This window comes from Escherichia sp. MOD1-EC7003, assembly GCF_002965065.1.
GTDB lineage: Bacteria > Pseudomonadota > Gammaproteobacteria > Enterobacterales > Enterobacteriaceae > Escherichia.
Genome location: NZ_PTRE01000048.1, coordinates 36,358 through 53,804, shown reverse-complemented (window position 1 = coordinate 53,804; position 17,447 = coordinate 36,358). Strand labels below are relative to the sequence as shown.

15 protein-coding genes are annotated in these 17,447 nt (G+C 54.0%); 1 reads left to right on the top strand and 14 read right to left on the bottom strand.

All coding sequences use genetic code 11. From position 1 onward, the window contains the following. The first annotated feature begins 19 nt into the window (after positions 1–19). Positions 20–442 (top strand): hypothetical protein, encoded by a 423-nt coding sequence (locus tag A7090_RS09055; protein WP_105273767.1) that lies wholly within the window; start codon positions 20–22, stop codon positions 440–442. Positions 443–519: 77 nt separating this feature from the next. On the opposite strand, the gene nuoN is transcribed toward A7090_RS09055, so the two are convergent. The 14 genes from nuoN to lrhA all read right to left on the bottom strand — a co-directional run bounded on the left by nuoN (position 520) and on the right by lrhA (position 17,124). Continuing rightward, entirely contained in the window at positions 520–1,977 is a 1,458-nt protein-coding gene (nuoN, locus tag A7090_RS09050) for an NADH-quinone oxidoreductase subunit NuoN (protein ID WP_105273766.1), read from the bottom strand. 7 nt (positions 1,978–1,984) lie between these two features. Next, positions 1,985–3,514: an NADH-quinone oxidoreductase subunit M gene (gene nuoM, locus A7090_RS09045; protein WP_105273765.1), complete on the bottom strand. Its 1,530-nt coding sequence runs from the start codon at positions 3,512–3,514 to the stop codon at positions 1,985–1,987. A gap of 174 nt (positions 3,515–3,688) precedes the next feature. After that, positions 3,689–5,530, bottom strand: a complete 1,842-nt coding sequence (gene nuoL / locus A7090_RS09040; RefSeq protein WP_105273764.1) for an NADH-quinone oxidoreductase subunit L — start codon at positions 5,528–5,530, stop codon at positions 3,689–3,691. Then, positions 5,527–5,829: an NADH-quinone oxidoreductase subunit NuoK gene (nuoK, locus tag A7090_RS09035; RefSeq protein ID WP_000612644.1), complete on the bottom strand. Its 303-nt coding sequence runs from the start codon at positions 5,827–5,829 to the stop codon at positions 5,527–5,529. The genes nuoL and nuoK overlap by 4 nt, the downstream gene beginning before the upstream one ends. After that, on the bottom strand, positions 5,826–6,380 hold the full coding sequence (gene nuoJ, locus A7090_RS09030) for an NADH-quinone oxidoreductase subunit J (RefSeq protein WP_105273763.1): 555 nt from the start codon (positions 6,378–6,380) through the stop codon (positions 5,826–5,828). Before nuoJ ends, nuoK begins: the two co-directional genes overlap by 4 nt. A gap of 11 nt (positions 6,381–6,391) precedes the next feature. Continuing rightward, complete coding sequence (gene nuoI, locus A7090_RS09025) at positions 6,392–6,934, bottom strand: NADH-quinone oxidoreductase subunit NuoI (RefSeq protein ID WP_000172749.1); 543 nt, start codon at positions 6,932–6,934, stop codon at positions 6,392–6,394. A 14-nt stretch (positions 6,935–6,948) separates the two neighbouring features. Beyond that, the gene (gene nuoH, locus A7090_RS09020) at positions 6,949–7,926 is read right to left on the bottom strand and encodes an NADH-quinone oxidoreductase subunit NuoH (RefSeq protein ID WP_105273762.1); all 978 of its coding nucleotides are present in this window, start codon (positions 7,924–7,926) and stop codon (positions 6,949–6,951) included. Then, entirely contained in the window at positions 7,923–10,649 is a 2,727-nt protein-coding gene (gene nuoG, locus A7090_RS09015) for an NADH-quinone oxidoreductase subunit NuoG (protein WP_105273761.1), read from the bottom strand. The genes nuoH and nuoG overlap by 4 nt, the downstream gene beginning before the upstream one ends. A gap of 52 nt (positions 10,650–10,701) precedes the next feature. After that, complete coding sequence (gene nuoF / locus A7090_RS09010) at positions 10,702–12,039, bottom strand: NADH-quinone oxidoreductase subunit NuoF (RefSeq protein WP_105273760.1); 1,338 nt, start codon at positions 12,037–12,039, stop codon at positions 10,702–10,704. Then, positions 12,036–12,536: an NADH-quinone oxidoreductase subunit NuoE gene (nuoE, locus tag A7090_RS09005; protein WP_105273759.1), complete on the bottom strand. Its 501-nt coding sequence runs from the start codon at positions 12,534–12,536 to the stop codon at positions 12,036–12,038. Before nuoE ends, nuoF begins: the two co-directional genes overlap by 4 nt. 2 nt (positions 12,537–12,538) lie before the next feature. After that, positions 12,539–14,341, bottom strand: a complete 1,803-nt coding sequence (gene nuoC / locus A7090_RS09000) for an NADH-quinone oxidoreductase subunit C/D (protein ID WP_000247878.1) — start codon at positions 14,339–14,341, stop codon at positions 12,539–12,541. A gap of 93 nt (positions 14,342–14,434) precedes the next feature. Beyond that, positions 14,435–15,097: an NADH-quinone oxidoreductase subunit NuoB gene (nuoB, locus tag A7090_RS08995; RefSeq protein WP_000386733.1), complete on the bottom strand. Its 663-nt coding sequence runs from the start codon at positions 15,095–15,097 to the stop codon at positions 14,435–14,437. A 15-nt stretch (positions 15,098–15,112) separates the two neighbouring features. Next, positions 15,113–15,556 carry an NADH-quinone oxidoreductase subunit NuoA gene (nuoA, locus tag A7090_RS08990; protein ID WP_000062997.1) on the bottom strand — a complete coding sequence of 148 codons (444 nt, stop codon included), beginning with the start codon at positions 15,554–15,556 and terminating at the stop codon, positions 15,113–15,115. Between the two features lie 629 nt (positions 15,557–16,185). Next, positions 16,186–17,124: a transcriptional regulator LrhA gene (gene lrhA, locus A7090_RS08985; protein ID WP_105273758.1), complete on the bottom strand. Its 939-nt coding sequence runs from the start codon at positions 17,122–17,124 to the stop codon at positions 16,186–16,188. Between the last annotated feature and the right edge of the window lie 323 nt (positions 17,125–17,447).

Sequence of the window (17,447 nt, the reverse complement as noted above, 5' to 3'; positions counted from 1 at the left end):
ATTATTTCAAGGAATGATTATGACACCTTTAGAACGCATTACCCAACTTGTTAATATCAACGGTGATGTTAATGATCCTGATACCCTGCGTCCATTGTTATCTCTTGAGGATTTTTTTATCGGCAATAATATCGTCGGTTCGATATGTTGCAATGTGACTCCAGAACAATCTCCGCAAACTATCTATCACCATTTACAGAAAATTCGTGAGCGTAACGATGTCAGTGATGTTTTGGTAGAGATTACGATGTCCGATGACCCAGACTGGCCCTTTAGTGAACGTATTTTAGTTATCACTTCTGCTTCACCAGAAGAAGTTCAGAGCTGGTTTGTAGAAGAAATTGCCCCTGATGAGTGTTGGGAAGGATGGTCAGAAGATACGAATCATGGATGGGTTGAGGTCCCTGCGGGTATGCATCCAGTTATTTGTTGGTGGGATTAACTCTTCTAATTTCTTTATAAATACCATAAAAAAACCGCCGAACATGTCGGCGGCTTTCTGACTTACAAACTAACAGATTACATCAGCGGCATTGCTAACCGCACAATGCTAATCAGCGGTTGTGGCCATACACCCAGCACCAGTACCAACAGTGCAGAGATCAGCACCACGATACCGCCTGCGCTGTACTGCCAGTTTGACGGTGCATCGCGACCCGGTTGCTCTGGTGCGTGCAGATACAGGCTCACCGCTACGCGCAGGTAGTAGTAGAGGCCGATTGCCGAACCGACAACCACGGCACCCACCAGCCACCACAAGTGTGCCTGGACACCAACTGCCAGCACGTAGAACTTACCGATAAAGCCCAGCGTCATCGGGATACCGGCCAGAGACAGCATCATCACCGTCATCACCGCCGCGAGGATCGGACGATGCCAGAACAGACCGCGGTAAGAGAACAGGGAATCAGCATCCGGGCCACGATACGGGCTGGACATCAGGCTGACCACGCCGAACGCGCCGAGGCTGCTGAACAGATAACCGGCCAGGTAAACCCCTACCGCCTCCATCGACATCTCGCCAGTTTGCAGCGCAATCAGCGCCACCAGCAGATAGCCGAGGTGAGAGATAGATGAGTAACCGAGCAGACGTTTGATGTTGGTCTGGCTCAGCGCCATCAGGTTACCGAAGATGATAGAGGCAAAGGCGATAATCGCCAGCACCACGCGAATCGCTTCGCTGTCACCCACTGGTGCGTAAAGGAACAGACGCATCACTACGCCGAAGATAGCGATTTTGCTCGCCGTCGCCAGGAAAGTGGAAACCGGCGCAGGCGCGCCCTGATATACGTCTGGCGTCCACAGGTGGAACGGCACCAGAGAGAGTTTGAAGCCGAGGCCGACAATCATCAGGCCGAAACCTGCCAGCAACAGCGGCTCGTTGAGCATACCGTCGCCGAGGTTTTTACCCAGCGCGACAAACGACAGGTCGCCAGACTGCGCATACACCAGCGCCATACCGAACAGCAGGAAAGAAGACGCGGCGGCAGAAAGGATAGTGTATTTGATACTGGCTTCAAGCGAACGTTTCTGGCGGAAAGCGTAACCGACCAGGCCAAACAGCGGCAAAGAGATCAGTTCGATACCGAGGAACAAAGACGCCAGATGGTTGGCATTCGCCAGCAGGATCCCACCCAGGGCGGCAATTAACACCAACAGGTAGAACTCGTCCTTGTTGTCGTTATAGCCTTCAAGCCACGGGTAGGCGAAAGTACAGGTGGCGAGGCTCGCCAACAATACCAGCCCGGTGTAAAGCATGGCGAAACCATCAACGCGCATCAGCGGCGTAACATCCATAGCGCCCGCCTGGCCGACAAACCAGAGCGAAACCAGCGCCGCGTTAAGCCCAATAACCGAGAGCGTAGCGTTGAGGAAATGATTGCGTCGCCACGCAATGGAGAGCATCACAACCACCACCGTCAAGCCGACGATCAGCAACGGTAGCAGTGCGATCAGGTTTTGTGGAGTTAAAGTCATGAGCGATTTACGGCCTTGTAGTAGTAACGGAGTTAACAAACCACTGCTGGATATTGCCAATCGCGGAGTGCGAGGTATCCAGAATCGGCTGCGGATAGAAGCCCAGCAGTACCAGCAGCACCACCAGCAACAGGATCATAGACAGCTCACGCAGCGACATCCCTGGCAGTTCCTGGCTGGCAATCTGGCTTTTCGCTTTACCGAAGTAAGCGCGATGCAACATCGCCAGCGAATAAACAGATGCAAAGACCAGCCCAAAGGTAGAAATAACGGTAATCACCGGGACAACCTGGAAGCTGCCGAACAGAATCATAAATTCACCAACGAAGTTACCGGTGCCTGGCATCCCAAGCGTTGCCACCGCAAAGAACAGCGACAGTGCTGGCAGCCATTTTATCTTGCTCCACAGACCGCCCATCATGCGCATGTCGCGGGTGTGGATACGTTCATAGAGCTGACCGCAAAGAATAAACAGCCCCGCCGCCGACAAACCGTGCGCAATCATCTGAATAACCGCCCCCTGGTAGGCCAACTGGCTGCCGGTGTAGATGGCAATCAGCACGAAGCCCATGTGGGAAACCGAGGTGTAGGCGATCAGACGTTTGATATCGGTCTGGGCGAAGGCCATCCACGCACCGTAGAAGATGCCGATAACCCCCAGCCACATCGCGATTGGCGCGAACTCTGCCGACGCGTTCGGGAACAGCGGCAGGGAGAAACGCAGCAAACCGTAAGCGGCGGTTTTCAACAAGATCCCCGCGAGGTCGACAGAACCGGCGGTCGGTGCCTGGGAGTGCGCATCCGGCAGCCAACCATGCAGCGGAACCACCGGCATTTTCACCGCAAACGCGATGAAGAAGCCCAGCATCAGCAGGTATTCCACACCACTGGACATTGGCGTATTTAGCAGCTCTTCATAGTTGAAGGTCCAGACGCCAGTCGCATTGTAGTGAACAAAAACCAGCGCCAGGATGGCGATCAACATCACCAGACCACTCGCCTGGGTGTAAATGAAGAACTTGGTTGCCGCCGTGATACGCGTTTTACCGTCAGAGGCTTTATGCCCCCACAGTGCGATCAGGAAGTACATCGGCACCAGCATCATTTCCCAGAAGAAGAAGAACAGGAACATGTCGATGGCAAGGAACACGCCGATAACGCCGCCCAGGATCCACATCAGGTTGAGGTGGAAGAAGCCCTGATATTTTTCGATCTCTTTCCACGAACAGAGTACCGCCAGCACACCGAGCAGCCCGGTCAGCACGACCATCAGCAGCGACAGACCGTCAATGGCAAGATGGATAGAGATGCCAAAACGCGGGATCCACGGCATGTCGAATTCAGACTGCCACTGCGGAATTCCGGCAGATTGCGTCAGTGAATAACCGCCCTGCAACCACAGTTGCAGCGACAGTGCCAGCGTCAATCCCATGGTGATCAGCGCGATCCAGCGCGGCACCTTGACGCCAAAGCGTTCGGTCTGCCAGCACAGGAAGCCGCCAATAAAGGGAATTAATATTAGCCAGGGTAGTAACATGGCGATCTTTATTCCTTGTTAAAGTCCTATCAAGGACCGATTTTCAACGAATTCGACAAATTTCACGGTTGAGTGCGGTTTGTGGTGTCGGGTGGCGCTAACGCTTACCCGACCTACGGAACCCTGTAGGCCCGGTAAGCGCAGCGCCACCGGGCAAAACCGCATTCGTCAAACTCAACGCAATACCATCAGCAGCGCCAACACAACCACCGCACCGATGCTCATGGATGCCACATACCAGCGCAGATAACCGTTCTCGCTTAACAGCAGGCCTTTACCTGCAAAGCGCGAGAGGATCGCCGGGATGTTCATCATGGCGTTCATCGGGTCGCGCTTCAGCAGCCACGCAATACCCAGGAACGGTTTAACAAACACTTTGTCGTACAGCCAGTCAAAGCCCCAGGCGTTGTACCACCAGGTGCCCAGCAGTCGGCCTGGCGCACTGTTGGCAATGGAGGTCACCAGAGTGCGTTTACCCAGCCACAGCCAGGCTGCCAGCAGAATGCCGACAACCGCGACCACACCAGAGGTAATTTCCAGGGTCAACATGCTGCCGTGCGCCAGCTCCGTAGTTTGCGGAAGCACGCCCTGCAGCGGCGGTACAATCAGTGCGCCAACGAAGGTGGAAAGGATCAGCAGCACAATCAGCGGCAGGCTGTGAGTTACCCCTTTCACGGCGTGAGCGTGAATTTGTTCTTTTCCGTGGAAGACGATGAAAATCATACGGAAGGTGTAGAGCGAGGTCATAAACGCACCGACCAGACCTGCCACCATCAGATTGATATGACCATTCGCCATCGCACCCGCGAGGATCTCATCCTTACTGAAGAAGCCCGCAGTGACCAGCGGCAGTGCCGACAGTGCTGCACCGCCCACCAGGAAGCAGAGATAAACCAGCGGAATAGATTTACGCAGACCGCCCATCTTGAAGATGTTCTGTTCGTGATGGCAGGCCAGAATGACGGAACCGGACGCCAGGAACAGCAGCGCTTTAAAGAACGCGTGGGTCATCAAGTGGAAAATCGCCGCATCCCATGCCTGTACACCAAGCGCGAGGAACATGTAGCCAATCTGACTCATGGTGGAGTAAGCGAGAACACGTTTGATGTCGGTCTGTACCAGCGCGGCAAAACCGGCCAGCAGCAGCGTAACCGCCCCGACAATACCCACCAGATGCAGAACTTCCGGCGTCATCAGGAACAGGCCGTGGGTACGGGCAATCAGGTAGACACCCGCAGTTACCATGGTTGCGGCGTGGATCAACGCGGAGACTGGCGTCGGGCCAGCCATCGCATCGGCAAGCCAGGTCTGCAACGGCAACTGCGCAGATTTACCGACCGCACCGCCCAGCAGCATCAGCGTCGCCCACATCAGCATATTATTGCCGTCAGCAAAGTGCGCCGGTGCCAGTTCCACCATTTCGCGGAAGTTCAGGGTGCCCAGTTCGTTGTAGAGAATGAACAGCGCGAAAGCAAGGAACACGTCACCCACACGGGTCACGACGAACGCTTTCATTGCCGCTGCGCCATTCTTCGGATCGGTGTAATAGAAACCGATCAGCAGATAGGAGCACAGGCCCACACCTTCCCAGCCGAGGTACATCAACAGCAGGTTATCGGCGAGAACCAGAACGACCATGCTGGCAATGAACAGGTTGGTGTAAGCGAAGAAACGAGAGTACCCCTCTTCACCGCGCATATACCAGGAGGCGTACATGTGGATCAGGAAGCCGACGCCGGTGACCACCGAGAGCATGGTCAGCGACAGGCCGTCCAGCACCAGGTTAAAACCGATGTTGAAGTCGCCTACCGACATCCACGTCCACAGCGGCTGGCTGTATGCCTGCTCGCCGTTAGCGAAGAAGTCGACGCCAATAAAGGCGGTTACCAGCGCCGCCAGGCCCACAGAGCCGACACCCACGATCGCCGAAACGTTTTCAGACCAGCGCCCACGGGAGAACGCCAGCAGGACGAAGCCAATCAATGGCAAAATAATGGTTAAGGCAAGCATATTCATCCGCGCATCTCACTTACTGAATCGATGTTCAGGTTCTGGCGACGACGGTGAAGTTGCAGCAGCAGCGCAAGGCCGATACTCGCTTCTGCCGCCGCAAGGCTGATGGCGAGAATGTACATCACCTGACCGTCGGTCTGGCCCCAGTAGCTTCCCGCGACCACAAAGGCCAGCGCGGAAGCGTTAATCATGATTTCCAGACCAATCAGCATAAACAGCAGATTGCGACGGATAACCAGACCGGTTAAGCCAAGAACGAATAAGATTGCCGCGAGGATCAGTCCATGTTGTAAGGGGATCATGCGTGCTCCTCCGTTTTTCTTTTCGCGCTGTCATTCGGACGGTTGCTCAGTACCTCGCCCGCGCGATCTTCACGCCCGACGTGGAAGGCCACAACCAGACCCGCGAGCAGCAGCATAGAAGCCAGTTCCACCGCCAGTACGTAAGGCCCGAACAGCGTAATACCCACTGCTTTAGCACTGATTGGCGTACCGTCGATACCCTGATCGTTAACCCCGAGAATGGCGTAAACAATCACCACCAGCATGATGGCCGACAAAATTGCCGGACCAATCCACACCTGCGGTTTCAGCCACTGGCGTTCCTGTTCGATTTCCGAACCGCCCAGGTTGAGCATCATCACCACGAACACGAACAGCACCATAATGGCACCCGCGTAGACGATAATTTCCAGCGCACCGGCGAAGTAAGCACCCAGCGAGAAGAACACCCCGGAAATCGCCAGCAGCGAAATAATCAGGTACAGCAGTGCGTGTACCGGATTGGTATGGGTGATCACTCGCAAGGTCGCAAGTATGGCTATCAGGCCACAAATATAAAAAGCGAACTCCATTGCCCCTCTCCTTACGGTAACAGGCTCTTGACGTCGATAGGCTTGGCTTCGTTCTCTGCTTCGCCCTTATCTTTGCCGTCGATTGCCATACCTGCCATCCGGTAGAAGTTATATTCCGGGTATTTGCCCGGACCGGAGATCAGCAGATCCTCTTTCTCGTAAACCAGATCCTGACGCTTGTATTCCCCCATTTCGAAATCCGGGGTTAACTGAATCGCCGTGGTCGGACAAGCTTCTTCGCACAGACCACAGAAAATGCAGCGTGAGAAGTTGATGCGGAAAAATTCCGGATACCAGCGACCATCTTTGGTTTCTGCTTTTTGCAGCGAGATACAGCCGACCGGGCAGGCTACCGCGCAGAGGTTACAAGCTACGCAACGCTCTTCACCGTCCGGGTCGCGAGTCAGAACGATACGACCACGATAACGGGGCGGCAGATAGACCGGCTCTTCCGGATACATTCGCGTTTCGCGTTTGGCGAACGCGTGCAGGCCGATCATCCAGATACTACGAACCTGGGTGCCGAAACCTACTAACAATTCTTTTAAGGTCATGGTCTTAGTGCCCCTTATTGCGCCTGCCAGAGAATGACAGCCGCCGTTACCAGCAAGTTGACGAGCGTCAGCGGCAGGCAGATTTTCCAGCCGAAGGACATTACCTGGTCATAGCGCGGACGTGGTAACGACGCACGAATCAAAATGAACATCATCATAAAGAACGCGGTTTTCAGCGCGAACCAGATGAATGGCGGTAACAACGGGCCTTGCCAGCCACCGAAGAACAGCGTCACCATCAGTGCGGAGATGGTCACAATCCCGATGTACTCACCCACGAAGAACAGACCGAACTTCATACCGGAATATTCAATGTGGTAACCATCGGCCAGTTCCTGCTCGGCTTCCGGCTGGTCAAACGGGTGACGGTGACACACCGCCACGCCCGCGATGGCAAAGGTAATAAAACCAAAGAATTGCGGGATGACGTTCCACACATGCGCCTGGCTATTAACGATATCGGTCATGTTGAATGAACCAGCCTGCGCCACCACGCCCATCAGGGAAAGCCCGAGGAACACTTCGTAGCTCAGGGTCTGCGCAGAAGCACGCATCGCACCCAGCAGCGAGTATTTGTTGTTACTTGACCAGCCCGCAAACAGCACCGCGTAAACCGCCAGACCGGCCATCATCAGGAAGAACAAAATCCCGATGTTCAGGTCAGCAACCACCCAACCGGGACTGACTGGCACAATCGCAAAAGCCAGCAGCAGCGAGGTAAAGGCAATCATCGGTGCCAGGGTAAAGATGACGCGATCCGAGAATTTCGGGATCCAGTCTTCTTTAAAGAACATTTTGATCATGTCCGCAACCAGCTGGAGCGAACCGCCCCAGCCAACACGGTTAGGTCCGTAACGGTTCTGGAACAGACCCAGCAGGCGACGTTCGCCAAAGCTCATGAATGCCCCACAGGTGACAACCACCAGCAGGATCACTACCGCTTTGAGGATGGTCAGCAGGATCTCTATCAGTTCCGGTGATAACCAACTCATTGTTGTGCCTCCTTGAGATCCTCAAGATGCGCGCCCGCCAGCACCGGAGCAATGCCGGACATCCCCATCGGCAAGCCCACCTGCCCTGCCGTCAGCCCTTCGGCGATTTCAACCGGCAGCGTGACCGTGTTGCCATCGTAACTAAAGGAGACGCGTGTACCCGCATTCACCCCCAACTTCGCGGCATCTGCCGGGTTGAGTTTGATGTACGGCTGCGGCATACGGCTCTGGAAGACCGGAGCACGCTGTGACAATTCATCACTGCCAAACAGGTGGTAGTACGGCGCGATACGCCATTTCCCGTCCTGCGGCTGGAAGCGTGCCGGTACGCTGGTGAAGTAATCCAGACCATTTTCGCTGGTTTCAAACAAACGCACGCCCGGATCGCCAAAGCGCAGTTTGCCGCCCACTTCGTCCTGGAATTTGTTCCACGCCTGCGGGGAGTTCCAGCCCGGCGCCCAGGCAAACGGCACTTGCGAACGGTGCGCGGTCGGCTGGTTGTTACCTTCCATCGAGAAGGTGAACATAGTGTCAATATCCTGCGGCTGACGCGGCTCATGAACGCTGATATTAGCGCGCATGGCGGTACGACCGCTGTAACGGTGCGGTTCACGGGCCAACTTCTGGCCACGAATGCGGAAGGTCGCATCCGGCGCGGCATCTTTGATACCCGCCAGTTCCGGAATTTTCGCCACAACGGCGTCAATCACGTGGTCGAGCTGCGTCCAGTCCACTTCACGACTCAGCAGGGTACTGTGCAGCGAGTGCAGCCAGCGCCAGCTTTCCAGCATGACAGTTTTGCTGTCGTAATAAGCCGGATCGTAAACCTGGAAGAAACGTTGGGCGCGGCCTTCATTATTAATGACCGTACCGTCGCTTTCAGCAAAGCTGGCAGCAGAAAGCACCAGATGAGCGTTTTCCATTATCGCCGTGCGTTGATGGTCAACCACCATCACCAGCGGCGCTTTAGCCAGCGCAGCATTCACGCGGGTAGCAGAAGCGTGACGATGCAGATCGTTTTCCAGCACCACCACCGCGTCGGCGCGTCCGGTTTCCAGTTCGGTCAACGCTTCTTCAAGCGATCCCCCCCCCATAATGCCCAGCCCCATGCTGTTGACAGAACGGGCAATCATGGTGATACCTACGTCAGCGCCGCGACCTTTCAGGGCTTTCGCCACGTTAGCCGCAGCCTGAATCACCTCTAAGCTACCGGCGTTCGTCCCGGAGATAATCAACGGTTTCTTCGCACCAGCCAGTGCCTGCACAATGACATCGATTTTGCTTTGTAGCTCAGGCTCGATACCGTCAACCGCTGGCGCGGAGTTATCCAGCGCATGAGCAATGGCAAAACCTAAACGCGCCTGATCTTCAACCGGTGCGCGGTAAGTCCACGCCGCGATATCATCCAGACGGGTGTCATCAACATTGGTAACAAACAGCGGATGCTTCGCACGTTGGCCGATGTTGAGAATTGCCGCAATCTGCCAGTCAGCCACTTTCTGTGCTGCCGCCATTTCGCGTGCTTTACCTTTCACCGCCTGACGCACCGCCAGCGCGATACGTGCGCCGGTCTGGGTAACGTCTTCGCCCAGCACCAGTACCGCATCGTAAGATTCGATTTCGCGCAGAGCCGGAGTATAAATGCCGCCTTCACGCAGTACTTTCAGCGCCAGTTGCAGACGCTCCTGCTCACCGTGAGCGATACCGGTATAGAAGTTGTCTTCGCCCACCAGCTCACGTAGCGCAAAGTTGCTTTCCACGCTGGCGCGCGGAGAACCGATGCCGATGACTTTCTTCGACTGACGCAGAATATCTGCCGCGCCCTGCATTGCCTGTTCGGCGTTAAGAGTAATGAAATCATCGCCACGACGCTGTACCGGCTGACGCGGACGGTCTTTCAGGTTGACGTAACCGTAACCGAAACGACCACGGTCGCAGAGGAAATAGTGGTTTACCGTACCGTTGTAACGGTTTTCGATACGACGCAGTTCACCATAACGCTCGCCGGGGCTGATGTTACAACCGATGGAACATTGCTGGCAGATGCTCGGTGCAAACTGCATATCCCATTTACGGTTGTAACGCTCGGAGTGCGTTTTATCGGTAAATACGCCGGTCGGGCAGATTTCCACCAGGTTGCCGGAGAATTCGCTTTCCAGGGTGCCGTCTTGCGGACGACCGAAGTACACGTTGTCGTGCGCGCCATACACGCCCAGATCCTGACCGTCGGCATAATCTTTGTAATAACGCACGCAGCGGTAGCAGGCGATGCAGCGGTTCATTTCATGCGAGATGAACGGCCCCAGCTCCTGATTACGGTGGGTACGCTTGGTGAAACGGTAGCGACGGAAGCTGTGTCCGGTCATCACGGTCATATCCTGAAGATGGCAGTTACCACCTTCTTCACACACCGGGCAATCGTGCGGGTGGTTGGTCATCAACCACTCCACCACGCTTTCGCGGAACTGTTTCGCTTCTTCGTCGTCAATGGAAATAAAGGTGCCATCGGAAGCCGGTGTCATACAGGACATCACCAGGCGACCACGCGTGTCTTCCGCGTTTTGGTATTGCTTCACCGCACACTGGCGGCAAGCACCGACGCTTCCCAACGCCGGATGCCAGCAAAAGTAAGGAATATCAAGGCCCAGAGACAGACAAGCTTCCAGCAGGTTGTCCGCTCCGTTGACCTCGTATTCTTTGCCGTCTACATGAATTGTAGCCATTAGCATGCTTCCAGTTTTCTCGGTCAGAGACCGAGCGTTAATCAAAATTCGGTTACCAGCGCTCTTTCAGCAGGTTCGGCTGAATCCCATTAATCAAATGGGTATTGCTGAACGGCTGTTTGATTCCCGCCTCAAATTCTTCGCGGAAATATTTGATGGCGCTCTGTAACGGCTCCACTGCACCAGGTGCGTGGGCACAGAACGTTTTCCCCGGTCCTAAGAATCGACACAGTTGCTCAAGTGTTTCGATATCTCCCGGCTGACCTTCGCCACGCTCCAGCGCACGTAGAATTTTCACGCTCCACGGCAGACCATCGCGACACGGCGTACACCAGCCGCAGGACTCACGGGCGAAAAACTCTTCCAGGTTACGCACCAGCGACACCATGTTGATCTCATGGTCAACCGCCATCGCCAGCGCCGTCCCCAGACGGCTGCCCGCTTTACCGATACTTTCGAATTCCATCGGCAGGTCAAGGTGCGCTTCGGTCAGGAAGTCAGTGCCCGCACCGCCTGGCTGCCAGGCTTTGAATTTCAGACCGTCACGCATACCACCAGCGTAATCTTCGAGGATCTCGCGTGCAGTGGTGCCGAACGGCAGTTCCCACAGGCCCGGATTTTTCACCCGACCGGAGAAGCCCATCAGCTTGGTGCCAGCATCTTTACTTTTCGAGATGCTCTGATACCACTCCACGCCGTTAGCAAGGATCGCCGGAACGTTACACAGGGTTTCGACGTTGTTGACACAGGTCGGTTTGCCCCATACGCCGGAGGTTGCCGGGAAAGGGGGTTTCGAGCGTGGGTTAGCACGACGCCCTTCCAGGGAGTTGATTAACGCTGTTTCTTCGCCGCAGATGTAGCGCCCTGCCCCGGTATGGACAAACAGTTCAAAATCAAAACCTGTTCCCATAATATTTTTGCCAAGCAGACCCGCCTCGGTCGCTTCGGCAATGGCACGGCGCAGATTCACTGCCGCCTCGATATATTCGCCACGCAGGAAGATGTAGCCACGGTAAGCTTTCAGCGCAAACGCGGAGATGAGCATACCTTCCACCAACAGGTGCGGCAGCTGCTCCATCAGCAGGCGGTCTTTATAGGTGCCTGGCTCCATTTCATCAGCGTTACACAGCAGGTAACGGATGTTCATGGATTCGTCTTTCGGCATCAGGCTCCACTTCAGGCCAGTCGAAAAGCCCGCGCCGCCGCGCCCTTTCAGACCAGCGTCTTTGACCTGATTGACGATTTCGTCCGGAGAAAGCCCGGTCAGCGCCTTACGCGCGCCTTCGTAACCGTTTTTGCTGCGATATTCGTCCAGCCACACTGGCTGTTTGTCATCACGCAGACGCCAGGTCAGCGGATGCGTTTCGGGAGTACGGATAATGTTTTTCATTTATACCGCTCCAGCAATTCAGGGATCGCTTCCGGGGTCAGATGCGCGTGAGTATCCTCATCGATCATCATGTTTGGCCCTTTATCACAGTTCCCCAGGCAGCAAGTTGGCAGCAGCGTAAAGCGGCCATCAAATGTCGTTTGCCCTGGTTTGATGTTCAGCTTTTTCTCCAGCGCCGCCTGAATGCCCTGGTAACCGTTGATGTGACAGACCACGCTGTCGCAATAACGGATCACATGACGGCCTGCCGGCTGGCGGAAGATCTGGCTGTAGAACGTTGCCACACCTTCGACATCGCTCGCCGGAATACCCAGCACGTCGGCGATCGCGTGGATCGCGCCATCCGGCACCCAGCCACGCTGCTTCTGAACGATTTTCAGCGCTTCAATGGACGCCGCACGCGGGTCTTCGTAGTGGTGCATCTCGTGCTCAATCGCTTCACGCTCTGCCGCACTCAGCTCAAAAGCCTCGGTTTGTGGTTGTTGATTCTCGTGCATAATTAGCGGTCCACATCTGACATAACAAAATCGATACTGCCCAGATAAACAATCAAGTCAGACACCAGGCTACCGCGGATCGCCGCCGGAATTTGCTGCAAATGCGCATAACTCGGCGTGCGGATACGGGTGCGATAACTCATGGTGCTGCCGTCGCTGGTCAGGTAGTAACTGTTGATCCCTTTGGTCGCCTCAATCATCTGGAAAGATTCATTGGCAGGCATCACCGGCCCCCACGACACTTGCAGGAAGTGGGTGATCAGGGTTTCGATATGTTGCAGCGTGCGCTCTTTCGGCGGCGGCGTGGTCAGCGGATGATCCGCTTTGAACGGGCCTTCCGGCATGTTGTTGAGGCACTGCTCAAGAATACGCAGGCTCTGGCGCAGCTCTTCCACTTTCAGCATCACGCGGGTGTAGCAGTCAGAAACACCACCGCCCACCGGGATTTCAAAGTCGAAGTTTTCATAGCCAGAATAAGGACGCGCCTTACGCACGTCGAAGTCGATCCCGGTGGCACGCAGGCCTGCGCCGGTGGTGCCCCACTCCAGCGCCTCTTTCGCGCCATAGGCGGCAACGCCCTGGGAACGACCTTTCAGAATGGTGTTTTGCAGCGCCGCTTTCTCGTAAGACGCCAGACGTTTCGGCATCCAGTCGAGGAACTCACGCAGCAGGCGATCCCAGCCACGCGGCAGGTCGTGCGCTACGCCGCCAATACGGAACCACGCCGGGTGCATACGAAAACCAGTGATTGCTTCCACCAGATCGTAAATTTTCTGCCTGTCGGTAAAGGCGAAGAACACTGGCGTCATCGCGCCGACGTCCTGAATAAAGGTCGAGATATACAGCAGGTGGCTGTTGATGCGGAACAGTTCGGAGAGCATTACGCGAATAACGTTAACGCGATCCGGCACGGTGATCCCAGCCAGTTTCTCTACCGCCAGTACGTACGGCATTTCGTTGACACAGCCGCCGAGATATTCGATACGGTCGGTATACGGAATGTAGCTATGCCAGGACTGGCGCTCGCCCATTTTCTCTGCACCGCGGTGGTGGTAGCCGATGTCTGGTACGCAGTCGACAATCTCTTCGCCATCGAGCTGCAAAACGATACGGAAAGCACCGTGCGCCGACGGGTGGTTCGGACCGAGGTTGAGGAACATGAAGTCCTCGTTTTCGGTGCCGCGCTTCATCCCCCACTCTTCCGGTTTGAAGGTCAGGGCTTCCATCTCCAGATCCTGTTTGGCTTTAGTCAGCTCAAACGGCGAGAATTCGGTGGCGCGCGCCGGGTAATCTTTACGCAGCGGGTGACCTTTCCAGGTTTGCGGCATCATGATGCGGCGCAAATTAGGGTGACCGTCGAAAGTGATGCCAAACAGATCCCAGGTTTCACGCTCATACCAGTTAGCGTTAGGGAACAGTTTGGTAAAGGTCGGTACGTGCAGGTCGTTTTCTGCCAGCGCCACCTTCAGCATGATGTCGCGGTTACGATCGATAGAGATCAGATGATAGAAAACGGAAAAATCCGCGGCAGGTAACCCTTCGCGGTGTGTGCGCAGACGTTCGTCCATGCCGTGTAAGTCAAACAGCATGACGTAAGGTTTCGGCAGTTTCTTTAAGAAATCGCCAACTTCCAGTAATTGTTCACGCTTGATCCACACAACGGGAACCCCGGTGCGAGTCGCCTGAACAGTAAAGGCATCCGGCCCAAAACGGTTGCGCAGTTCGCCAATCACCGGATCATCAAGATGATCGCGGGTCTGCCAGGCGGGTTCTTGCGCGGTTAAGTCGGTCATATTGTTCACCATTGCAAATGGTCCGTGGTGACTGTCGGCGCAGTAAACTTCGCGAAATAGATTTAGGAATAAGCGAAGAAAAATCCCTTTGCCGACAGGCGCAAATTAAATCTCGTCAGGTGTACGCAGGTTGGTTACGGCAATGCGCTCACCGCGCTTGCGTTCGCGCTCTGATTGCATATTGGCGCGATAAACGCCCTGATCGCCAACCACCCAGGAGAGCGGACGACGTTCTTTGCCGATAGATTCCTGCAACAGCATCAGTGCCTGCATATACGCTTCAGGACGCGGCGGGCAACCCGGAATGTAAACATCAACCGGAATGAATTTATCGACGCCCTGCACAACGGAATAAATATCGTACATACCGCCGGAGTTGGCACAGGCACCCATTGAGATAACCCATTTTGGCTCCAGCATCTGGTCATAGAGACGCTGAATAACCGGTGCCATTTTGGTAAAGCAGGTTCCTGCCACCACCATCAGGTCAGCCTGACGCGGCGAAGCACGCAATACTTCTGCGCCAAAACGCGCCACGTCATGCACCGCGGTAAACGAAGTCACCATCTCAACGTAACAGCAGGAAAGACCGAAGTTATACGGCCAAATTGAGTTTTTACGACCCCAGTTAACCATGTCATTGAGCTTGCCCATAAACACGTTTTTGTTAACTTCTTGCTCCAGAGGGTCGGTTACGATCTCCTGCTTTTGCAGGGGGTAACGGTCGTTCTCACCGTTGGGATCTATGCGGGTGAGCGTATAATCCATCTTAATGCCTCGCGGTTAGCGTTGACGATTAGCGATACTGTTCGTTTCCGGGTTCATACGCTCGCGGCGTGAACGCGCGGGCGTCCAGTCCAGCGCGCCAATTCGCACCAGATAAACCAGACCTGCCAGTAACACAAAAATAAAAATTGCAGCTTCCACAAAGCCTACCCAGCCGCTTTCGCGGATAGAGGTTGACCATGCGAACAGATACAGCGCTTCAACGTCGAAGATAACGAAGAACATGGCCACCAGATAAAACTTGGCGGACAGGCGTAAGCGGGCGGAGCCGACCGAGTCGATACCTGATTCAAACGGTACGTTTTTTGACCTCGCGCGTGCGCGACCGCCTAAAAACCAACCGCCTACCAGCATCAGGCAACACAGGCCAATGGCAACGATAAGAAAGATAGCGAATGCCCAGTGATGAGCGATGACTTCAGTGGATGTTGACATACTCATTGCTTACTCATCAAAAGTAGCGCCAGATTCCCTGCTCTTCACGGCAGATGGACGCCACATCGATTCATGGGGAGGAATAAAAAAAACCTTACAATCACTGTAGAAACTCTTCTATACAGCTAATTGATGTGGTTTTTTACTCCTTTCTATAACCTTTTGTCAACCTTAACAAAAGTTTCTTCACATTGGTTTACATAATATCAACACCATTAGCATTTAATGCTCTTTCACCCCAGATCTTTGACGACTCCAGGATAATTAGATGTTGTTGAATCGTGTCCGTTGTGAAGCAATGGAAAAAAATACGGGTCTATTTTGACAGGAATTTGTGTCAATGCCTCCCCCCAAAGAGAGTATTTTCTTGATCTGTGACACGCTTTTGTCATTTTATAACAAAAATGCAGCAACAGATTTACGTATTTTTTAACATGGATGTAACACGTGTTTTTTTTCAGGCGATTATTTGTGCGTACGGGGCGTGAATTTCTGGTGATTGAAAAATGAACAGTTTTGTGCGTTCTGCACTACGCGAGGAAGGTTTTTTACCAAAAAACAGCCGCTGGGGTTTTAACTACCCCCAGCGGCTCGTTTTTACACTATTGTCTCAGGAATTATCTCTCGTCCGTCGATTACTCAATATCCCTTTCAATTAACACTGAGTCATCTCCTTCCGGAGCAGACATTGGACTGTATTGCCACGGATTATGGTAGCTCTCCATCGCCTGATAAATCACCTGGGCCAGCTCATTATTGCTGGACGGGTCGTAGCACAGCAGATACTCGGTATCGGGAAGAGGCGGTAAGCCATCTACTCCACTCAGCACACGCAGGTCCGGACTCATCATCTCGACCGGCCTTGCCGTCACACCAAGACCCGCTTTCACTGCCGCACGAACGGCCGGAAGCGTTGAGGCAACATAAGCCAGTCGCCAGGGAATATCTGCTTTATTAAGCGTCGCCAGCACCATATCGCGAAACGGACTGGGATTATCCAGCAATACAAGAGGGATCGGCTCGCCTTTTTGCAATACGTATTCCGCGGCGCAGTACCAGTGTGTTGGCGAGGTACGCAGGTTCAATGCCTTAAAGGCAGAAGGACGATGGGTGGTTACCATCAAATCCACTTCCTGGGATTCCAGCATTTCTACCATGTAGGCATTACGTTTAACGTGGACATCCAACGCTAGTTTCGGATAAACCGAACTCACGCGATTTAGCAGGAAAGGTAAGATCGTATCGGCAGATTCATCTGAAGCACCGATAGTTAACACACCCTGAAGATTACTGAACATTAATGATGAGCAGGCCTCATCATTAAAACGCAGAATTTTCCTGGCGTAACCAAGAAGTTGAATGCCATGTTCAGTTAACAGTTTGTTGCGACCGTGACGAGCGAACAGTTCTTTCCCAACGAGTTGTTCCAGACGCTGCATTTGCTGACTTACAGCAGACTGAGTACGACACACAGCGGCAGCTGCGGCAGCAAAAGTGTTCAGATCGGCAACAGCAACAAATGTTCTCAGCAGATCGAGGTCGAGGTTAATTATCGGACGATTTGCACTTATCATATATTATCACTTACTGGCGGCTCATACTGAGCTGGTTAATGCTGTGCACACACAAACAAGCAATTCCATTTGTAATGTGCCTCCCTGGCAGTTTCATCCGGAACCCGGACGAAAGTAAAAATGCATATGAGTTGCACTAAAAAAGTGACTCACATTGTTCCGTTATAATGCCTGAAGTAGATCACAGAATATATCTTCAGGAATCGCATATCTATTAAGTTACTCACTCTTTTCTATTTATGACATGCGCGTGTTTGTGTAAATGTGAGTCCTCGTTCCACTCTCGTGCAACATCGCTGGTCATACGCGAACGCGTACAAACA